Here is an 18,616-nt window from a genome sequence, read left to right on the forward strand (position 1 = left end):
GTGCCGAATCAGTGGAGTTCGGCCTCGACTTTGCTCAGCAGCGCGCGGATCTCGGCCCGCCGTCCTTCATCGGCCAGCTTCCGCCCGGGGCGATCCGGAGCCGCCTGCGCGCGCACCAGCGCTTCCCGGGCCTGAGCATAACGCTTCTGGCGGTACAGGTAATCCCCGTAGAAATAATTCGGGTCGATGCCGTTCGGGTAGATCTCGAGCGCTTTTTGCAGCAGTGCCTCGGCCTGTTTCCTGTCGCCGAAACCGATCGGCCAACCGGGGACCTGGTAGTACAGCGAACCGAGGCTGGTGTAGGCCGACCCGTCGAGCGCACGCGGATCGATTGCGACGGCCGCTTCGAGGCTCGACCGCGCCTCCTTGACCAGGCCCAGCGCCCCGAGCCCGCCTTTCGCACCGGCCCAGGTGCTGAGGATGATGCCGCGCCAGATCAGCAGCTCGGCCGCGTTCGGCTCCGCTTTCACCGCCTGGTCCACCGCGTCGCCGAGCTTCTCGAACGCGGCTTCGCGCTCGTCCTGCGGCAGCCGGTAGGTGATTTCGGCCCAGCGCGACTGCAGCTCGACGAGGTGTTGGCGGCCTTTGTCGCTGAGGGCGAAGGCTGGCAGACTGCACAGGCAGGCGAAGGCCAGGACGAGATTGCGCAGGATTCGCATCGATGTTTTCTCCATTCAGGTTCGTGTGCGGGCAAAACGCTTGATGACGGGCAGCTGCTTGCGCAGCGCCTGATCCACTTGGCGCGGCAGCAGGTTGTTCAGGCGCACGAAGAGCTTTTCCGGCCAACCGAGAAAAAGCTCCTCGCGTTCGTCGCGCAGCGCCTTCACGACGGCCGCGGCGACGACCGACGCTTCGTCCATCGTGACGCCGAGTTCCGCGTTCATCGCGACGACCTCGGTGCTGTTCATCGGCGTACGCGCGGCGCGCGGCGCGATATACAGCACCTTGACGCGGGTGTCGGCCAGTTCGCGGCGCAACGCTTCGGAGAATCCGCGCAGCGCAAACTTGCTCGCGCAGTACACGCTGAAGCCGGGATAACCGATCGAACCGAAAGTCGAGCCGAGATTGAGCACGAGAGCCTTTTCACGCTTGCACAGCTCGGGCAGCAGGCGGTGCGTGAGTTGCAGCGTGCGGGTGACGTTGAGCCCGATCAGCTCGGCGATCGCTTCTTCGTCATGGTGTTCAAGCAGGCTGAAGCGGTTCGTTCCGGCGGCGTTGATGAGGCAGTTCATGCCGCCGAAGCGCCGTACTGCCGCCTGCACCGCGTCGCGCCCGGCCGCGGTGTCGAGGTCGGCCTGAACGACCTCGACCTGACCGGGAAAGCGCCGGGACAACGCGTCGAGCGGCTCCGAACGGCGCCCGGCCACGAGCAGGTGGGCGCCTTGGCGGCACAATTCGTCCGCCACCGCCTGCCCGATCCTACCGCTCGCACCGGTGATCAGGGCCCGACAGTCTCCGATCTTCATCGGTATTTACTCCGCTGCCGCAGGCAGGCTGCGGAACATGTCGCCATACAGGTGATAGACGACGCGGGCGGTGTGCACCACGGCGGCCTTGTCGGCCGCGTCGTCGAGGCGGTTCATCAGGTTCTTGAACAGCTCGATGTGTTCGAGGTCGAGGCTGCCGTGCGAGCGGAGGTAGCTGAACGCCTGCGGCGGCAGGTCGAGCCGGTCCTGGATAATGCCGGCAGCGCGGGTGGCGAGCGCGATGCTGGTGCCTTCGAGCACATTGACCATGCCGAAGAAGCTCACCGGGTTGTCGCGGGCGATGCGGTCGTAAACGTAGCCGACCATCAGCTCGGTGGGCAGGTTCGGGGTCGCGCGGCGTACTGCGTCGGCGTCGCCACCGCACGCACGAATGTCGTCGAGGATCCACTTCTCATGACCGTTTTCCTCCTCGATGTATTCGGCAACCGCCGAGCGCAGCCATTCGAGCCGCTCCGGCAGTCGGGCACCGCACGCCATCAGCAGCGGCACCGTGTGCTTGACGTGGTGGTAGGCCTGGCCGAGAAAGGCGACGTAGCTTTCCAGTTTCACGTCGCCGCTCAGCGCCTGTCGGATGATCGGGGCACTCAACAAATAGTCGCGTTCGGCGCCAGTCTGCTCGAGCAGGAATTCGTAGAATGACATCGGGTGTTTCTCCTCAAAGGGTTGCAGCGGCGACGTACCGGTCGATGGCTTCCCGGTAGCGTTCGAGCAGCGCGGAGCGCCGCAGCCGGCCATTCGGGGTCGCGAGGCCGTTGGCCGCGCTGAACGGTTCGTCGGCTCGCAGCCAGTGGTGCACGCGCGCGTAATCGGGGAGTTCGCCGTTTACGGCCGCCACCGCAAGGGCCAGCGTGTCGTCGGAAAGCCCGGGACCGCGCGGTACCAGCACCGCGACGTTGGCGGGCAGGGCTTCGCCGTGCAGCCACGCCTGCGCGACGGCCGGTTGCTGCACGAGCTCGGCTTCGACCCATTCCGGATTCACGTTGCGCCCGTAGGCGGTGACGAACTGATGCTTGCTGCGCCCGTGCAGCACGAGAAAACCGTCTTCGAAATGACCCAGGTCGCCGCTGTCGAGCCAAGTGTTCTGGGCCCCGGCCTCACCGAGGTAGCCGAGCATCCCCGCGCCGCGAACCAGCACTTCGCCGCCGGAGCCGAGGCGCACGTCGGCGTGCGGCAGCGGCCGGCCGACCGTGCCGATGCGCCGCTGCTGCGGGGTATTGAGACAGACCACGGACGCGCATTCGGACAAGCCGTAACCTTCGAAAACCGGCAGGCCGAGCGCATCGGCACGCTGCAGCAACCCGGGCGAGACGCGTCCGCCGCCGACGGCGACGAAGCGCAACGACGCCGGCAGCGTCGCGGCCCGCTCAGCCGCGGCGACGAGCATCAGCAACAGCTGCGGCAACAGGATCAGGCTGTTCGGCTGAGTGCGCTGCAGCGCGGCAAGAAAGCGCTGGACATCGAACCCGCTGGCTCCGGAGAGGCCGATGTCGCCCATCGACATCAGGTCGACCGCCGCGCCCGAAAGCAGCGGTGTGTACAGGCCGGCAATGTTCTCGAGCAGCGTCGCGAGCGGCAGCACGCACAGGTGGCGCTCGATTGCGCACGAGCGGCTTGCCTGCCACAGGCTGCCTGCGACCGCCATCTGCGCCCCGACATCAAGGCAGACGCCTTTGGGCTGTCCGGTGCTGCCTGACGTGTAAGTGATCTTCCCGGTGCCGGCGGGCAGCGCGGGTGGCTGGTCGACGTGCCGCTGCGCCACCTGGCCTTCGGTTGCGCCGAAGCCGGCGGGCCTGAAAGGGGTGCTGTCGTCGACGATCAGCGTGTCGACGCCCGCGCTGTCGAGCACGTGCGCCTGCTGCCCCGCAGAGAAGAAACCCGGCAGCGGCACGCATACGAGCCCCGCCTGCAGCACGGCAAGGTCCCAAAGGGCCCAGTCGACGCCGTTGTCGAGCGCGATCGCGACGCGGCGCGAACCGGAAATGCGCAGGCGCTCGGCGCGCAGCGCGACTTCATGCAGCATCTCGCGATAGCTCAGGCGACGGTCCCCCTGTTGCAGCGCGAGCCGCTCGCCCTGCGCCCGCATCGCCGCGAACAGCATTTCAGTAGCGCCGGGCCGCCCCAAGCGTGCTGACACCCCCGCAGGGGGCAGCGAACCTAGTGAGCGTGGGGGTTGTTTCACTTCAGGCGACGGCAGCATCGCAAGTTCCCGTGTCATCGAGAATCCGCTGGTGGCCGAGGCGGTGATACACCCCTTTGCTCGTCAGGCACGCGTGCCCGGTGCGAAGATCGCCCGCCATCAGCTTCGGATGCGTCGCGTAATAGCTGCCCCAGTCGGCAACTTCGTCGCCCATGCGCCGCGGATCGGCGTCACCCAGCGACAGCGGAGACAGATACAGGCGACGCACGCTGTTCAGCACTTCGGCCGTGCCGGTGAACACCACCCAGTCGAAACCGTGCGCGACCAGCAGATCGGCGAGGGCGACGATCAGCAGCCGGGCGTGCCCTGCGCCGCGGGCAGCGAGGTTGCCGACTTCGACGATGCGTTCTCGCGCAGGGTTAAGGCCGGACAGGCGGGCGATCTCGGTCTCGATCGGACGATCGAGGTAACGCTCGAGAAACAATATGTCATCGGCGGCGCTGCGCACACCGACGACGCCGCGCAGCTGTCCGGCGGCGTCTTCGAGCTGGAGCAGGGTCGGCATGAAGTGACGCACCCGGGCGCCATAACGAGCGGCGAAACATTCGCGGATGAACGCGTGCGCGGCGGCGCAGCGTCCTTCCGGCGCCCGTCCGTCGATCGCCCGCAGCGTCAGTGACGGAGCGCAACCGATTCGCGCGATCGCTTTGTAACAGCAGCCGTTCCGAGGGTTCATTCGAGTATCGCAGTCGAAGATTCGAAGCTCATTGTTGCCGCGCTGCCTTAAGCGAGCCTTAAGCGGACACCATGCGGCGCGCTGCAACCATTCACTCACGTCACGCTTGCCTATTTCGTCCCGCAGGACTAAGTTAGTAAGCAGTCACTTACTTACCGCGAACGGCATGGGCACACGTGTAAAACATCTTCCGGCGGATGAACGGCGGGCCGGGACGGTCGAAGCCGTGGTCGAGCTGGCGGGATCGCAAAACCCGAGCGAGATCACGACTTCGGCGATCGCGAAACACATGAACCTGACGCAGGGCGCATTGTTTCGGCATTTTCCGACGAAGGACGCGATCTGGCAGGCGGTCCTGGAATGGGTCGCCGAGCGTCTGCTGGGAAGAATCGACCGTGCGGCGCAGGGCATCGAATCGCCGCTGGCGGCGATGCAGGCGATGTTCATGGCGCATATCGAGTTCGTCGCCGAGCATCCCGGCGTGCCGCGGATGATCTTCGGCGAGCTCCAGCGCGCCGAGTCGACGCCGGCCAAACGCATGGTGCAGACCTTGATCCAGCGTTACGGTGAGCGTCTGCACCGCCTCATCGAGAACGGCAAGGCGTGCGGAGAGCTGTCGGCGACGCTCGACAGCGAGGCGGCGGCCACGCTGTTCATCGGCACGATCCAGGGACTCGTCATGCAGTCGCTGCTCGCCGGCGACGTCGCGCGCATCCGCCGGGAAGCGCCGAGAGTGTTCGCGATCTACCGGCGCGGGATCGGGGCCGCGCAATGAAACGCCTGCCTCTCCAGGGGCGCACCGTCGCCCTCGTCGCGGTGATCGTTCCGCTGCTCGCGCTGTTCGTCTACGTCGCGCTGCGCTCCGGCCCGTTGGCGCCGGTGTCCGTGACGGTCGCAAGCGTCGAGACCTGGTCGGTCACGCCGGCGCTGTTCGGCATCGGTACCGTGCAGACACGTTACACGTACCGGATCGGTCCGACTTTTGCCGGGCGCGTGAAGCGGCTCGATGTCCACGTCGGCGACCGCGTGAAGGCGGGCCAGGTGCTCGGCGAGATGGATCCCGTGGATCTCGATCAGCGTATCCGCGCGCAGGGGGCGGCGCTCAAGCGTGCCGAGGCGGCGCTGCGCGAAGCGACGGCGCGTCACAATTTCGCCCGCAGCCAGGCGCGCCGCTACGAGCAGCTCTTCGCGGTGCGCACGATCAGCGAGGAGCTCGCTACGACGAAACACCAGGAACTGCAGATCGCCGAGGCCGCGTTGTCCGGCGCCCGGGAAGAGCTGATCCGGGCCCGTTCCGACGGTGAAGCCCTGGTCGCGCAGCGGAACAACCTGCGCCTGGTCGCGCCGGTCGATGGCCTGGTCGCGGTTCGCGACGTCGATCCCGGCACGACGATCGTCGCAGGCCAGGCGGTCGTCGAAGTGATTGCGCCCGAAAGCCTGTGGATCAACGCCCGCTTCGACCAGATCAGCGCGTCGGGGCTCGCTGCCGGACTCCCGGCAAGTGTCGTGCTGCGCTCGCGCAACGGACAGGCGTTGACCGGCCGCGTGCTGAGGGTCGAGCCGATGGCGGACGCAGTAACCGAGGAGACGCTCGCGAAAGTCGCGTTCGATTCGCGGCCGGAGCCGCTGCCGCCGATCGGCGAGCTCGCCGAGGTGACGATCGCGCTGCCGGCGCTCCCCGCCGCGCCGGTGATCCCGAACGCCGCGGTGCGTCGCGAAGCGGGGCAGGTCGGCGTATGGAAGATCGTCGAGGGCGACGCCCGCTTCACGCCGGTGAAGCTCGGGGCCGGCGACCTCGACGGGCACGTGCAGGTGCTCGAGGGCGTCCGGGACGGCGAGCAGGTCGTCGTGTATAGCGAAAAAGCGCTCACCGCGGGCAGCCGGATCGACGTCGTCGACGACATTCCCGGAGTGCCGCGATGATCAGCCTGGCCGGCCGCGACATCCTCCATGCGTGGGGGAAATTCGTGTTTACCGGCATCGGGCTGGGGTTGCTGATCGGCGTGACGCTGACGATGGCGGGCGTGTACCGTGGCATGGTCGACGACGGCAGGGCGCTGCTCGACAACAGCGGGGCTGATCTGTGGGTCGTGCAAAAGGATACGCTGGGTCCTTACGCGGAGTCGTCCAGCGTCAATGACGATGTGTACCGCAGCCTCCTGGCGATGCCCGGGATCGCGCAGGCGGTGAACGTCACGTATCTGACGATGCAGGTCCGCAGGGGTGACAGTGACGTACGGGCAATGGTCGTCGGCATCGCGCCGGGCAAGCCGGGGAGTCCCGGCTGGCCGCCGTATCTCGTCGCCGGTCGCCAGATCACGCGCGGGCACTACGAGGCGGTCGCCGACCTCGCGAGCGGTTTCCGGCTCGGCGACCGCGTCACGATCCGTCGCAATCATTACGTCGTGGTGGGGCTGACGCGGCGCATGGTGTCGTCGAGCGGCGACCCGATGGTGTTCATTCCGCTCAAGGACGCCCAGGAAGCGCAGTTCCTCAAGGACAACGACGCGATCTGGCAAAGCCGTCGCCGCACCGCCGCGAACCCGGCTTTCAACCGTCCTGGCGTGCCCGACCTGCTGGACGCGGTGATCGCTTCGCAAAGCACCAACGCTTTCGTCAATGCGGTCCTCGTGACGCTCGAACCCGGGCATGCTCCCGAGGAAGTCGCGCAATCCGTCGGCCGCTGGAAGCGCCTGACGGCCTATACGCGGCCGCAAATGGAAGGCATCCTCGTCGGCAAGCTGATCGCGACTTCGGCGCGGCAGATCGGCATGTTCCTCGTGATTCTCGCCGTCGTCAGTGCCGCCATCGTCGCCTTCATCATCTACACGCTGACGATGGACAAGATCCGCGAGATCGCGGTGCTGAAGCTCATCGGCACGCGCAACCGCACGATCGCCGCGATGATCATGCAGCAGGCGCTGGCGCTCGGCCTGATCGGATTCGTCGTCGGCAAGATCACGGCGACGTTCGCGGCGCCGCTGTTTCCGAAATACGTGCTGCTCGTCCCGTTCGACTCGATCGCAGGCTTTTTTGCCGTGCTCGCGATCTGTGTGCTCGCGAGCGTCGTCGCGATCCGCATGGCGCTGCGGATCGATCCGGCCGAAGCGATCGGAGGGTGACGTGAGCGGCAAGGGGATCCGTATCGAAGGCCTGAAAAAGCGCTACGGTGGGGGCGACACGGCCGTCGATGCGTTGAAGGACGTGGCGATGGACGTGGCGCCGGGCGAAGTCGTCGGCCTCATCGGTCCGTCGGGCTCCGGCAAAAGCACGCTGCTGAAGTGCCTCGGCGCGGTGATCGATCCCACTGCCGGCCGCATGACGCTGGGCGATGAAGTGATTTACGACGACGGCTGGAAAGTGCGCGACCTGCGCGCCCTGCGGCGGGACAGGATCGGCTTCGTGTTCCAGGCGCCTTACCTGATCCCGTTTCTCGATGTCACCGACAACGTCGCGCTGCTGCCGATGCTCGCCGGCGTGCCGAACGGTGAGGCGCGCGCGCAGGCGCTCGAACTGCTCACGGCGCTGGATGTGCAGCACCGCGCCCGCGCGATGCCGGCGCAGCTTTCCGGCGGCGAGCAGCAGCGCGTCGCGATCGCCCGCGGACTGGTCAACCGCCCGCCGGTGATCCTCGCCGACGAGCCGACGGCACCGCTCGACAGCGAGCGCGCGATGACCGTCATCCGCATCCTCAACGACATGGCGCGCAAGTTCGAGACGGCCGTCATCGTCGTCACCCACGACGAAAAAATCATCCCCACGTTCAAGCGCATCTATCACATCCGCGATGGCGTGACTCATGAGGAAGCGGGCGAAGGCCGGGGATTCGATTGATGGCCGCGCGGTTCTGTCGGCCTTGCGCAGCGGCGCGGCCGCTGGCGCCGCGCGGCGAAACATGCGCTAATGGTGCACCTTGAAATGTTGGCGTGAAGACGATGACAGCTCCTGCGTCTGTTCCCGATGTCGAATCCGTGCGCACCCTGCTGCGCCGTGTCATCGATCCCGAAGTCGGGGTCAATATCGTCGATCTCGGGCTCGTCTACCGCATCGACGTGACGGCCGAAGAAGTGCTCATCGAGATGACGATGACTTCGCCCGCGTGCCCGATGGGAGACATGATCATGGACGACATCGATGCCGTTCTCGACGGGGCGTTGCCGGAGAACTTGCGGGTGGTCGTGAAGATGGTGTGGGACCCGCCGTGGAATCCGGGAATGATGAATGCCGAAGCGCGCGAGCATTTCGGCTGGGAAAAGTGAGCATTTTCCGAACGGGTGTATAGCCGGGATCTCGCAGGCGGAAGGCGAAGCACCGGCTCGCCTTCCCGGTATGCCCGTGCGCTTGCGTGTTCGCCCGAAAAACAATCAATCAGGTTCCCGACGATGCAGGATTTACGCCCGCCGGCGCGTCTTCCATTACTCGTGCTCGGAATGCTTTCGCTGGTCGGAGGCGTCCTGGCGGGGCTGTCGCGGCTCGCGCTCGACATGCCGGTTTTCGCCGCGACCCAGGCCGGCCTGCACGGCGCGCTGATGATTGCCGCGTTCTTCGGCACGGTGATCAGCCTCGAGCGCGCAGTCGCCTTGGCGCGGATGTGGGCGTACCTCGCCCCCGCTTGTGCCGGAGCGGGCGGACTCGTCCTTCTCGTCGGAGCCCCCACGCCCCTTGCGCAAGGGTTTTTCGTTGCGGCTGCGTTGATACTCGTGCTCGGCAGCCTTCAGGTGTTGCGCCGCCAAACGGTATTGTTCACCGTGGTGCTGGCGGTCGGAGCGCTGTGCTGGCTGGTCGGCAACCTGGCGTGGCTGATCGAAAACAATGTTCAGGCAGCAGTGCCGTGGTGGCTCGGATTCCTCGTGTTGACGATTGCCGGCGAGCGCCTCGAGTTGACGCGTTTCCTGCCGTCGCGACCCGCAGCGGCTCCGCTTTTCAGCGTCGCGGTCGCAGTCGTCCTCGGCGGCGCCGCAGCGTCGCTGTGGCACGAGGAGGCCGGTCTGGTGATCTTCGCCGGCGGACTGCTTTTCCTGGCCGTGTGGTTGCTGCGCTACGACATCGCGCGTCATAACGCGCGTCAGAACGGGCTGACACGCTTCATCGCGATCTGTCTGCTGTCGGGGTACGCGTGGCTCGCAGCGGGAGCCCTGTTGGGGCTGGCGAACGGTTTCGCGCCGGGCGCGGCGATGCGGGATGCCGCACTGCATGCGATCGCACTCGGCTTCGTGTTCGCGATGGTGTTCGGCCACGCGCCGATCATTTTCCCCGCGATTGCGAGAGTCAAGCTGCCGTATCACCCGGTGTTTTACGTGCCGCTCGCCGCGCTGCACGTATCGCTCGCGGCGCGCATCGCCGGAAGCGCAGGCGAGTGGTACGCGGTGCGGCAACTGGGGGAGTGCTGAATGGCGTGGCGTTGCTGCTGTTCATCGTGACGATGGTCACGAGCGTGCTGCGGGGACGAAAGCGGGGCAGGGCGTGAGGGTTCGGGGCTTCAGGAGAGAGGGGATCGGACGAGTCACCGCTCTTCCGGTGGCGGTCTCGCCGTTGGGGGGAATCGAGCGGACGGTTGATCACGGGAATCCGGGGGTCGCAGTCGGGAAGACCGCGCGGTAGATCGACTCGCTGGCGTAGGCCATCACGGGAAGAGCCACCGGGAGGAGCAGGGGGATCGCGATCGACAGCATGACCGTCGCCGCGAGGATCAAAGCCCACAGCATGTTCGCGATGAAGCTGTGGAAAACCGCACGAACGCTCGCATTGACCGCGACGACGAGGCCGGCCCGGCGCTCGATCAGCAGGGGTACTGCGTAGGCGGTGACGAAAAACACGATCAGCGCAAAAAATCCTCCGGCAATCGACACTCCGACATGAAACCGCAGCACGGTACCCGACAGCGGAAGAAGCAGGCTCCAGTCGGAACTGCTGTCGCCGACCATGAAGCTGTACAGGATCCCGGCATCGGTCATCCAGATCACGAACACGAAGCCGCAAACCAGCATCAAGCCCCAGAGGTCCCGCGGCGTGTTCACGAACCCGGCGGCGACGTCTCGAATCCCAGGTCTGCCGCCGCCGCGGCGCACTCTCGAAATCGCGAAAAATCCGGCGAGCAGGCCCGGTGCGATGAGCATGAACCCGCCGATAAGCGGTAGTCCCATCGGACTGAAGCCGAGGCTCACCAGTGCGCCCAGCAGGCCGACACCCGCAAGCATGAACGTTCCGGCATACAGGATGCTGATCAGCGGCGCCGACAGGAATACGCGCAAACCTTCGCCCACGGCCGTGGCAATTTGCACGGGACGGATATGCTGCGGTTGCGGGCGGCTGGCATTCATCCGGGAGGCTCACAACAGGTTCGGGATCACTTTCGCTCCGACGCGTCTTTCACTCCACGATACACATCAATCGGGCGAGCGGAACGGAAAAGTTGTAGGGTTCACGAGGCCCGGCGGAGCGGTTGAATCGAGATTTCCGACTTGATTTACGTCAAATTGGATGGCGTATGTAAACGATATGATCAGTGGTTTTAATACGGGGCAATGCAAATATTCACCCCCACATGACAGGAGATTATAATGAAAAAATCCACAATGATTCTTGCGGCATCGCTCGCCGCCCTGTTGTCCGCGTGCGGAGAAAAGGAAAGCGACGTTCCTGCAGCCCCCGCGACGACTCCCGCACCCGCTCCGGCAGCACCCGAAACGCCGGCGACCCCGCCCGCGTCGGAAGCTCCGGCTGCACCGGCTGCCCCGGCCGCGCCGGCCACTTCCGAAGCGCCCGCAGCAGCGCCGGCCGCCCCGGCTGCGTCGGCCGCCCCGGCCGCGTCGGCAGCGAACGGAGCGAGCGTCTATAACAAGACGTGTTCGCTGTGCCATGCAGCAGGCGTTGCCGGCGCACCGAAGCCGGGCGACAAGGCCGACTGGGGCCCGCGTATCGCCCAAGGCAAGGACACCCTTTACAAGCACGCGATCGAAGGCTTCACCGGCTCGAAAGGCATGATGCCCCCGCGCGGCGGCGGTGCTTCGCTGACTGACGAGGAAGTCAAGGCGGCCGTCGATTACATGGTTGAAAAGTCGAGCTGATCTCGACGAGGAATCATGGCCGTCACGCTCTGCGAGACGGCCGGCAACAAATGAGGGGCGATCGAATCGCCCCTTTTTTTCCGCCTCTGCGGCAGCATGGCCCGCCCGCTCCTGCAGGCCGACCGACGGCTCAGGCCTCGCTCTCGATCCCCAGCATCGGATTTTCGAGCAGCGCACGAATCAGTTGCGCGACGTTGTCAGCCGGAGCCCGGTCCGGACGGGTCAGCGGATCGGCGTGCACCCGACCGTCGGCGTCGTGAAGGTGGTTCGGAAAACTTGCAAGGTCGCGGTGCAGCGGGGCGGTGTCGATACCGGCTTCGGCGTCGCCGTGGGTCCAGCGCAGCGAATAGGCGTCGGGCGCGGCATAACGGATGGTCAGCGCGACGCCGTTTTCGAGCGTCGCGATCAGCGCATCCTGCTTCTGCTCGACGGGCAACGCGAGCCGTTCCCCGAAGTCCTTTTCGATGGCTGTCGCAAGTTCGATGTGCAGGCTCATTTGCGACCGATCTCCTTCAGGCATTCGGCAAGCATCGCGCGGACGGTCTCCCGGGTGTCGGAGAGGATGCGCGCGCTGAGGTAATGTTCGTAAGCGGGATGTTCGGGAACCGCGCCGGTGTAGATCCGCTCGAGCAGCGCGATCTCGTCCGCCACGCCGTAGCTTTCGAGGATGCTGCCGCGGTTCTCGCGCAGTTCGTAGATCAGGCGCGACAGCTGTTCGAGCTGGATCGCATCTTCAGGCTCGAAGTCGTTGTAGAAGTTTGCCATCGTCACATACCCTGATCATGGAGCACACCGCCGTCCAGCACTGCCATGGCCGGAGTGACGTCGGCAAATGCGACGACCTTGCCGCCATGCTCGGTGGCGAATTTCTGCGCATCCCCTTCGAGCGCGAACGAAGCGATCGTCGGCCCCATCGAACCGTGGCGCGAGCTGCCGTGGACGTACCAAGCGGCTTTCGCGTCGATCCAGTTGTCGCGCGGCTCCGCCCAGTCGGCCTTGCCCATGTCCTGGACGAACAGCGCACGCGCCTGCCTTACCTGCTCCGGCTTGAAGTAGATCGCGAACATTTCCACGGTGTCGCAGAAGAAATCGGGTTCGGCGCGGTCGGCGTAGTGAATCTGCGCTTTCGGTCCCGGGTAGTCGGCGAGCAGCATGCCGTCGAGCGAGCAGGAAGTGCTGCGGTCGATCTCGACCGGGACGAGCGGCGCAGACCCGTCGGTTTTCCCGCACGCGGCGAGCAGCGTCGCGGCGAAACACACGACGAGCAGGTGGCGTACGAGCGAGCTGCGCAGCGGATTGGCGGGCGGGCGTGTTGGCGCGTTCATTTGCGAAATCTCCAGGTGGCGACAGCGAGCGGTGTCACGATCCATGCCAGCATCACCAGGCCGAGCAGCCACGGCTCAGCGAGCGTGCGGGGAAAAACGGTGGCGAGCCCGTACAGCGTGCGGACGTCGTCGAGCGTGAAGATGTTGAGGATGCGGAACACGTCGGCGGGGTTGAGCAGCAGCAGGTAGGGAAAAACCTCGCCGCCGTAGCTGCCGCCGGTGACGACCAGCGCGCCGAGCAGCAGCAGGTCGAACACCAGCACGAAGAAGAACCAGGCCGCGATCGCGAGGCCGGACGCGCGGGTGCGGTCGGCAGCGAACACCGACAGCATCACCGCGATGCTCAGGAAAGCCATGCCCAGGAGCACCGAGCTCGCCATGAAGCCGAAGTAGTGGAACAGCGCGGGGAGGTCGAGTTGCGCCGCGAGCACGACGGCGACGAGCCCGAAGCCGGCAATCGTCGAGAAAGCGAGCGCCGCCGCGAGGCCGAGATATTTGCCGAGCAGCAGCTCGAAGCGGGTGATCGGCATCGACAGCAGCAGGTCGAGCGAGCCGCGCTCGCGCTCGCCGACGATCGCATCGAAGCCGAGCACCAGCGCGATCAGCGGGATCAGGTAGATCACGAGGCTGACGAGGCTCGCGATCGTCACCCCGATCGACCGGAACCCCACCGCGCCCTGCTGCGCGCCGCCGAAATACGCGATCACCAGCGCGAACACCGTGAACACGAGCGCCACCGCGAGCACCCAGCGGTTGCGGATGCGGTCCCAGAATTCCTTGCCGGCGATCGTGCCGACCTGTCGCAATTCCATATGATCAATCCGAAAAACCGAAGAACACGTCTTCGAGCGACGGTTCGTGGACGTGAAGATCGAGCACCTTGTCGCCGAGCGACGCGAGCGCCTGCAGCACGAGCATCTTCGCGTCGCGCCGGCACTGCACTGCGACGTGATCGTCGCGTGCTTCGACCGCGGTGACCGGCAGATGACCCAGCACCGTGCGGACGCGCTCGAAATCGGCCTGCGGCAGCCGCACGTGGAACCACAGCGGCAGGTCCATCCGCTCGCGCAGCATCTGCACCGTGCCGACCGCCTGCATCTTGCCCGCCGCCATGATCGCCAGCCGATCGACTCGCTCCTGGATCTCGGCGAGGATGTGCGAAGTCAGGATCATCGTCACGCCGTCGGCCTTGAGGCCGCGCAGGATCAGGTAGAACTCGCGGATCGCTTCGGGATCGAGGCCGTTGGTCGGCTCGTCGAGGAACAGGAGCTGCGGGCGGCCGAGCAGTGCCTGTGCGAAGCCGAGCCGCTGACGCATGCCTTTCGAGTACTCCCGGACGCGCCGCCTGGCCGCATGGGTGAGCCCGACGCGCTCGAGCACCGGGGCGCACTCGTTCGCCGGCACGCGCTTGAGGCGGGCGAAGAACTGCAGTGTCTCGAGGCCGGTGAGGTTGTCGTAGAGCACGACGTTTTCCGGCAGATAGCCGATCTTGCGCCGCACGGCGCGAAAGCCGCCGCCGCTCACCGGCGCGCCATCGATGCGGATGTCGCCCGAGGTCATCGGGACCAGTCCGAGCATCATCTTGAACAGCGTGCTCTTGCCCGCGCCATTGTGCCCGATCAGCCCGAACAGCTCGCCGCGGCCGACGTCGAGGTCGACGCCGTCAACGGCATGAACGGCGCCGTAATGCCTGGTCGCGCCACGCACGGCGACGATCGCGGCCGGTTCGACGCCGCGCTCAGCGTGCTGCGGGGTGGTGCTTGTCACGCCATTTGCTCCAGTTCTCGTGTGCGGGTCGCATGTGCGGCTTCCGGTCGATGATGCTCGGGGCGCGCAGCAGCGGGAACTGCTGGCCGACGAGTCGCAACGTCTGAACTGCGGGGCTCGCGAGCAGAAGTTTCATCATCGGGTGTTGCCAGGACAAGCGGTCGACCAGATCGTTGGCTTCGTAAGGGACGTCCCCATGGCCGTCGCCGTTGCGGTCCCAGCCAAGATAATTGCTCCAGTAATTGCCGTCCTTGACGCCCCACAATTCGTCGCGCGCCGCGACGTAGCGGACCTGCTCGCGATTCGTGATGAAATCGTTGCCCTCGACCTGGTTGTGTTTCGATCCCGCCCACAGGTGCGTGCCGACGATGTTGTCGACGACGAGGTTGTTGCGCAGCACGTTGTACTCGGCGTCGTAGATGAAGAAACCGCGCTGGTTGCCGGCGACGACGTTGCCTTCGACGACTGAGTCCTGCAGCGTGCGCAGCATGATGCCGTGGTCGGAGTTGCCCCACGCGCGGTTATTCCGGACGATCTGCCGGCGCGCCATCATCAGCGCGAGTCCGCCGCGGTTGTGGTAGGACTCGTTGTCCTCCCAGCGGTTGTCGTTCGAATTCATGTAATGCGTGCCGTAGCGCACGTCGTGGATGCGATTGCCGATGAATTCCGCATGGTGGGAGACGTCGACGTAGATGCCGTCGCGGACGAAGCTGACGTGGTTGTTGCGGATTTTCGCTCCGGTCGTGTTGTAGAGCTGGATGCCATTGCCGCGGCTCGCGGACCGGTAATCGCGCTTGCCGGTGATCACGTTCCCGTCGATCACGACGTCCTTGACGCCCTCGATCCACACTCCGAACAGGTTGTACGTGAGGTCGCAGTCACGCACGACGGCACGATCGGCGCCGCTTTTCATATAGATGCCCGCGTTCTGTTCGCCCAGCTTGTCCCCGGAGTTCGATACGATGAGTCCTTCGATCGTCACGTCCGGCGCGGTGATGCGGATCACATCCCCGACTCCGCCCGCGTCGAGCGTCGGGCGATCGATGCCGCGCAGCGTGAGCGGCTTGTCGATGTGCAGTCCGCCCGGGTAACGGCCGCGGGCGAGCGTGATCGTGTCGCCCGCGGCCGCGCGGTCGATCGCCGGCTGCACCGGATCTCCGGGCGCGAGGTTCCAGGTCGCCGCATGTGCCGAGGCGCCGAGGAGCAGCGCGAGCAGTGCCAGCCACGCCGCAGCGCGTGCTCCGAAACGCAGCTTCATTGCACCCTTGGCCGTGTCACAGTACGAGCAGGCCGAACGATTTCAGCGCAATGAACAGCGCCGCGCCGATCAGGAGGTTCTTGAAGCCGACGTAGCAGATCATGTCCATCGTGTTCGCGACGCGATAGCGCCGCCCCCACCACGGCCCTTCCTTGACGTACGGCTTCGAGCCGAGGCGCACGATGACTTCGAACACGCTCCAGCCGAACCACCAGCCGATGACCGCGCCGGCGTGAAGCTCGCCCATCGCCGCGAGCACCCAGACGAGACTGGCTGCAACTGCAATGGCCAGGCCGGCGGCCTGGACCGCGCGCTGTTGCTGGAAACCGGCACGGCTCCAGGGCCAGAGGTGATCCCATATTTCTGCGGCAAGGTGGCCGATCACGCCTTCGTGGTCCGCGTAACGCGGCTTGGCGGGATCGGTCGGCATTGTCGGATTGATCATTTCGACTCTCCAAATCCTGCAGCGATCAGGCCGCTTGTGCGTTGCCGGCGGGCATCGGCTTGATCGGAATGTAGTAGCCGTCGGTGCCGATCGGGGTCAGCGGCAAGCCGGCCTTGGTGCGGCGCTTGCGCTCCTGCGATAGCGGCGGACACGCCTGGCAATCCGTATAGAGCACCATGCAGTCGAGGCAGTGCAGGCATTCGCGGTGATCGATGCGTCCGTTCGCGTCGATCGCCTGCGCACCGCAACCCACCGCGCAGGCCTTGCAGCTGCTGCATTCCTGCTTGCGGTCGAGGCCGAACCAGCGGAACGTCGACGGCATCGCGAGCGATGCGCCGAGCGGGCACAGGTACTTGCAGAAAGGGCGCTCGATGAAGATCGACAGGCCGAGCAGCCCCGCCGCGAAGAGCGTGTATGGCCAGCTGCGGTTGAACATTCCGACGAGGAAAGTGGTCTTGAACGGTTCGATTTCGGCGAGCTTTTCGGCGAGCCCCATCGAGAAGAACGACACGGCGAGCAGGACGAAGAACACGCCGTATTTCACCCATTTCAGGCGGTCATGCCATTTCCGCGACAGCTGGAACTGGAAGCGCTTGAGCCCCACCACGCTGCCGATCTTGTACAACAGTTCGGACAGCGAACCGAAGGGGCACAGCCAGCCACAGAACAACCCGCGTCCCCAGAGGAACACGGTCACGATGATGAAGATCCAGAACAGGAAGATGAATGGATCGGTGAGGAACAATTCCCACGTCCATTGAAACAGCAGGGCGTGGAACCAGGTGAGCACCTGCGTGATCGATGGCTGCGCGAGCAGGCCGAATCCGACAAAGCCGATGCTGATCAGCCAGGCGCTGTATTTGAAAACGTTGACCGGCCACTTGTTGCTGCGACTCGCGCGGCGCGTGAGGCGGTCACGGAACCCGTAGAGCGCGCCGACTGCGAGCAGCAACGCCGCGAACAGGCCGATTTCGACGGCGCGCGTCTTCCACACGCGGACCCACGGAGCATCCGGCTTGACGATTTCGGGGCGGCCGCCTTCGAGGTAGGCTTCCGGCAGCCAGTATTCCGAGTCGAAGTTCACGAAGCTGCGCGTGCCCGTTGCGCGGTCGACGCGGTTGCCGAGAAACACGAATTTCCATGGGTAGGCGGCGGAGAAAGCTTTCGAGCGGATGATGAAAATCGACGATTCGTTGAAGGCCGGCGCGCCGGCCGCTTCGAGACCGTAAAGATTGAGCGCGTCGAGATCGCGGAACGTGAAGGAATCGGCGCCCTGGCGAACCTGAACGCGATCGTAGATGCCGCCCCGGACGAAACCCGATCCTTTGAAGGATTCGATGCCGCCGCTGCGGATCACGAACATCGCATGCTCGCCTTCTTTCAGCCGGCTCATCAGGCTGCGCCACGGGCCATCCCCGAGAACGGCCCGGCCGACGTCCGGCTGGTTGAGATAACCGAACCACAGATCGATGAACGGCTTGCCGCCGCGCGGCAGCCCGACCTGTTCCGGGGTCACGACGAGTCGCTGGACGCTGCCTTCGTCGACCAGCGTGGCCCAGTCGGGCTTGGCGCCGGTTTCGATGAACCTCGCCGGTTCGCGGATCGTCGGCTTGAGGATGCCGACCTGGCGCGCAACGCTCGTGCCGGAGGTCATCATCACCTGGTTCTGCGCGATCACGGTGACCGTCGCGCCGGAGATCGCGTCGAGGCCGATGATGTCCTCTTCCGGACGGGAACGCCCGATCTCGATGTTGTCGCCGACGAACTTGCCGAGGTATTGCTGGTTGAAGCCGATCAGTGCCGATTCCGGAATCCCGAGCAGGAGAATCGGTTCGGAGTGCTTCAGCACTTTCACGCCGGTAAAGCGGCCCGCGGTGTCCATGCCGATCAGCGTGACGACCGGTTTGCCGGAATATGCGGGAGTGTCGGTGATGTCCGTCGACAGCATCACGTAGCCGATCTTGCGCTTCTGGCCGTTTTCCTCGACGTAACCCTCGACGTACGGCGGCTGCCCCTTGCGCTCCGAAAACGACGTCGCGCCTGGCAGGACTTCCGCGCAGGCGACGTAATCGCACATTTTGGGCGAAGTAACGAGTTCGTCGGGAAGCTTCGCCTCGTACGCGTCGGCGAAGGCGACCGAGGCGGGAAGGATCAGGGCGAGGGACAGCAGGATATTGCGAAAGACAGCGGGGAATTTCATGACGCTTACCGTTTGGAGGGGTGTGAAGTCGAGTCTAAATAACCCTGTTCCCGGTGTAATTGTTCCTGGTCAATTAATAAATTAACGACTGCTGAAATACGAGGAGAAACAACGCTCGGCAGCGGTTTCGAGCACCGGCGAGCTTACGGTCGAGCCAGACGGGAATATCGAGCCTGCCGGAGACGGCGCGTCTC

At 65.4% G+C, this 18,616-nt stretch carries 21 protein-coding genes; 7 read left to right on the forward strand and 14 right to left on the reverse strand.

Annotated elements, in window-relative coordinates:
- Nucleotides 1-8: 8 nt before the first annotated feature.
- The 5 genes from PA01_13295 to PA01_13315 form a co-directional block, all read right to left on the reverse strand.
- A complete protein-coding gene (locus tag PA01_13295; GenBank protein KON80340.1) occupies nucleotides 9-659 on the reverse strand; it encodes a tetratricopeptide repeat protein in 651 nt (216 codons plus the stop codon).
- 15 nt (nucleotides 660-674) lie between these two features.
- The gene (locus PA01_13300) at nucleotides 675-1,466 is read right to left on the reverse strand and encodes an SDR family oxidoreductase (GenBank protein KON79494.1); all 792 of its coding nucleotides are present in this window, start codon (nucleotides 1,464-1,466) and stop codon (nucleotides 675-677) included.
- 6 nt (nucleotides 1,467-1,472) lie between these two features.
- On the reverse strand, nucleotides 1,473-2,129 hold the full coding sequence (locus tag PA01_13305) for an iron-containing redox enzyme family protein (protein KON79495.1): 657 nt from the start codon (nucleotides 2,127-2,129) through the stop codon (nucleotides 1,473-1,475).
- A 13-nt stretch (nucleotides 2,130-2,142) separates the two neighbouring features.
- Nucleotides 2,143-3,585, reverse strand: a complete 1,443-nt coding sequence (locus PA01_13310) for an AMP-binding protein (GenBank protein ID KON79496.1) — start codon at nucleotides 3,583-3,585, stop codon at nucleotides 2,143-2,145.
- A gap of 82 nt (nucleotides 3,586-3,667) precedes the next feature.
- Nucleotides 3,668-4,360: a thermostable hemolysin gene (locus PA01_13315; GenBank protein KON79497.1), complete on the reverse strand. Its 693-nt coding sequence runs from the start codon at nucleotides 4,358-4,360 to the stop codon at nucleotides 3,668-3,670.
- Nucleotides 4,361-4,526: 166 nt separating this feature from the next.
- On the opposite strand from PA01_13315, the gene PA01_13320 reads away from it, so the two are divergent.
- The 6 genes from PA01_13320 to PA01_13345 all read left to right on the forward strand — a co-directional run bounded on the left by PA01_13320 (nucleotide 4,527) and on the right by PA01_13345 (nucleotide 9,750).
- Nucleotides 4,527-5,135, forward strand: a complete 609-nt coding sequence (locus PA01_13320) for a TetR/AcrR family transcriptional regulator (GenBank protein ID KON79498.1) — start codon at nucleotides 4,527-4,529, stop codon at nucleotides 5,133-5,135.
- Nucleotides 5,132-6,283 (forward strand): efflux RND transporter periplasmic adaptor subunit, encoded by a 1,152-nt coding sequence (locus tag PA01_13325; protein KON79499.1) that lies wholly within the window; start codon nucleotides 5,132-5,134, stop codon nucleotides 6,281-6,283. Before PA01_13320 ends, PA01_13325 begins: the two co-directional genes overlap by 4 nt.
- A complete protein-coding gene (locus PA01_13330) occupies nucleotides 6,280-7,482 on the forward strand; it encodes an ABC transporter permease (protein KON79500.1) in 1,203 nt (400 codons plus the stop codon). Before PA01_13325 ends, PA01_13330 begins: the two co-directional genes overlap by 4 nt.
- A 1-nt stretch (nucleotide 7,483) precedes the next feature.
- On the forward strand, nucleotides 7,484-8,194 hold the full coding sequence (locus tag PA01_13335) for an ABC transporter ATP-binding protein (GenBank protein KON79501.1): 711 nt from the start codon (nucleotides 7,484-7,486) through the stop codon (nucleotides 8,192-8,194).
- Between the two features lie 101 nt (nucleotides 8,195-8,295).
- Nucleotides 8,296-8,619 carry a metal-sulfur cluster assembly factor gene (locus PA01_13340; protein ID KON80341.1) on the forward strand — a complete coding sequence of 108 codons (324 nt, stop codon included), beginning with the start codon at nucleotides 8,296-8,298 and terminating at the stop codon, nucleotides 8,617-8,619.
- A gap of 171 nt (nucleotides 8,620-8,790) precedes the next feature.
- Complete coding sequence (locus PA01_13345; protein ID KAI5912322.1) at nucleotides 8,791-9,750, forward strand: hypothetical protein; 960 nt, start codon at nucleotides 8,791-8,793, stop codon at nucleotides 9,748-9,750.
- 168 nt (nucleotides 9,751-9,918) lie between these two features.
- Here the strand turns inward: PA01_13345 and PA01_13350 are convergent, their stop codons facing one another.
- Nucleotides 9,919-10,641 (reverse strand): DUF2189 domain-containing protein, encoded by a 723-nt coding sequence (locus tag PA01_13350; GenBank protein ID KON79502.2) that lies wholly within the window; start codon nucleotides 10,639-10,641, stop codon nucleotides 9,919-9,921.
- A 279-nt stretch (nucleotides 10,642-10,920) separates the two neighbouring features.
- Between PA01_13350 and PA01_13355 the strand changes: the two genes are divergently transcribed.
- Nucleotides 10,921-11,427, forward strand: coding sequence for a c-type cytochrome (locus PA01_13355; GenBank protein KON79503.1), 507 nt, complete (start codon nucleotides 10,921-10,923; stop codon nucleotides 11,425-11,427).
- A 130-nt stretch (nucleotides 11,428-11,557) separates the two neighbouring features.
- Here PA01_13355 and PA01_13360 read toward each other — a convergent pair whose 3' ends face one another.
- The 8 genes from PA01_13360 to PA01_13395 are packed head-to-tail and all read right to left on the reverse strand — an operon-like array spanning nucleotide 11,558 to nucleotide 18,422.
- On the reverse strand, nucleotides 11,558-11,923 hold the full coding sequence (locus PA01_13360; GenBank protein KON79504.1) for a hypothetical protein: 366 nt from the start codon (nucleotides 11,921-11,923) through the stop codon (nucleotides 11,558-11,560).
- The gene (locus tag PA01_13365) at nucleotides 11,920-12,192 is read right to left on the reverse strand and encodes a hypothetical protein (GenBank protein KON79505.1); all 273 of its coding nucleotides are present in this window, start codon (nucleotides 12,190-12,192) and stop codon (nucleotides 11,920-11,922) included. Before PA01_13365 ends, PA01_13360 begins: the two co-directional genes overlap by 4 nt.
- Nucleotides 12,193-12,194: 2 nt before the next feature.
- A complete protein-coding gene (locus PA01_13370) occupies nucleotides 12,195-12,752 on the reverse strand; it encodes a nitrous oxide reductase accessory protein NosL (GenBank protein KON80342.2) in 558 nt (185 codons plus the stop codon).
- Nucleotides 12,749-13,564: an ABC transporter permease gene (locus PA01_13375; GenBank protein KON79506.1), complete on the reverse strand. Its 816-nt coding sequence runs from the start codon at nucleotides 13,562-13,564 to the stop codon at nucleotides 12,749-12,751. The genes PA01_13370 and PA01_13375 overlap by 4 nt, the downstream gene beginning before the upstream one ends.
- A 4-nt stretch (nucleotides 13,565-13,568) precedes the next feature.
- Nucleotides 13,569-14,468, reverse strand: coding sequence for an ABC transporter ATP-binding protein (locus tag PA01_13380; protein KON80343.1), 900 nt, complete (start codon nucleotides 14,466-14,468; stop codon nucleotides 13,569-13,571).
- 22 nt (nucleotides 14,469-14,490) lie between these two features.
- On the reverse strand, nucleotides 14,491-15,777 hold the full coding sequence (locus PA01_13385) for a nitrous oxide reductase family maturation protein NosD (GenBank protein ID KON79507.1): 1,287 nt from the start codon (nucleotides 15,775-15,777) through the stop codon (nucleotides 14,491-14,493).
- Between the two features lie 16 nt (nucleotides 15,778-15,793).
- Nucleotides 15,794-16,222, reverse strand: a complete 429-nt coding sequence (locus PA01_13390) for a transcription regulator (protein KON79508.1) — start codon at nucleotides 16,220-16,222, stop codon at nucleotides 15,794-15,796.
- 25 nt (nucleotides 16,223-16,247) lie between these two features.
- Nucleotides 16,248-18,422 carry a 4Fe-4S binding protein gene (locus PA01_13395; GenBank protein KON79509.1) on the reverse strand — a complete coding sequence of 725 codons (2,175 nt, stop codon included), beginning with the start codon at nucleotides 18,420-18,422 and terminating at the stop codon, nucleotides 16,248-16,250.
- Nucleotides 18,423-18,616 lie beyond the last annotated feature (194 nt).

It is taken from the genome of Azoarcus sp. PA01 (assembly GCA_001274695.2).
In the GTDB taxonomy this organism is placed as follows: Bacteria; Pseudomonadota; Gammaproteobacteria; order Burkholderiales; family Rhodocyclaceae; genus Aromatoleum.

Bases quoted from the DNA above. Each gene is read 5' to 3' on its own strand.
- PA01_13295 (KON80340.1), bottom strand. From the start codon at position 659: ATGCGAATCCTGCGCAATCTCGTCCTGGCCTTCGCCTGCCTGTGCAGT.
- PA01_13300 (KON79494.1), bottom strand. From the start codon at position 1,466: ATGAAGATCGGAGACTGTCGGGCCCTGATCACCGGTGCGAGCGGTAGG.
- PA01_13305 (KON79495.1), bottom strand. From the start codon at position 2,129: ATGTCATTCTACGAATTCCTGCTCGAGCAGACTGGCGCCGAACGCGAC.
- PA01_13310 (KON79496.1), bottom strand. From the start codon at position 3,585: ATGCTGTTCGCGGCGATGCGGGCGCAGGGCGAGCGGCTCGCGCTGCAA.
- PA01_13315 (KON79497.1), bottom strand. From the start codon at position 4,360: ATGAACCCTCGGAACGGCTGCTGTTACAAAGCGATCGCGCGAATCGGT.
- PA01_13320 (KON79498.1), top strand. From the start codon at position 4,527: ATGGGCACACGTGTAAAACATCTTCCGGCGGATGAACGGCGGGCCGGG.
- PA01_13325 (KON79499.1), top strand. From the start codon at position 5,132: ATGAAACGCCTGCCTCTCCAGGGGCGCACCGTCGCCCTCGTCGCGGTG.
- PA01_13330 (KON79500.1), top strand. From the start codon at position 6,280: ATGATCAGCCTGGCCGGCCGCGACATCCTCCATGCGTGGGGGAAATTC.
- PA01_13340 (KON80341.1), top strand. From the start codon at position 8,296: ATGACAGCTCCTGCGTCTGTTCCCGATGTCGAATCCGTGCGCACCCTG.
- PA01_13345 (KAI5912322.1), top strand. From the start codon at position 8,791: ATGCTTTCGCTGGTCGGAGGCGTCCTGGCGGGGCTGTCGCGGCTCGCG.
- PA01_13355 (KON79503.1), top strand. From the start codon at position 10,921: ATGAAAAAATCCACAATGATTCTTGCGGCATCGCTCGCCGCCCTGTTG.
- PA01_13360 (KON79504.1), bottom strand. From the start codon at position 11,923: ATGAGCCTGCACATCGAACTTGCGACAGCCATCGAAAAGGACTTCGGG.
- PA01_13365 (KON79505.1), bottom strand. From the start codon at position 12,192: ATGGCAAACTTCTACAACGACTTCGAGCCTGAAGATGCGATCCAGCTC.
- PA01_13370 (KON80342.2), bottom strand. From the start codon at position 12,752: ATGAACGCGCCAACACGCCCGCCCGCCAATCCGCTGCGCAGCTCGCTC.
- PA01_13375 (KON79506.1), bottom strand. From the start codon at position 13,564: ATGGAATTGCGACAGGTCGGCACGATCGCCGGCAAGGAATTCTGGGAC.
- PA01_13385 (KON79507.1), bottom strand. From the start codon at position 15,777: ATGAAGCTGCGTTTCGGAGCACGCGCTGCGGCGTGGCTGGCACTGCTC.
- PA01_13390 (KON79508.1), bottom strand. From the start codon at position 16,222: ATGATCAATCCGACAATGCCGACCGATCCCGCCAAGCCGCGTTACGCG.
- PA01_13395 (KON79509.1), bottom strand. From the start codon at position 18,422: ATGAAATTCCCCGCTGTCTTTCGCAATATCCTGCTGTCCCTCGCCCTG.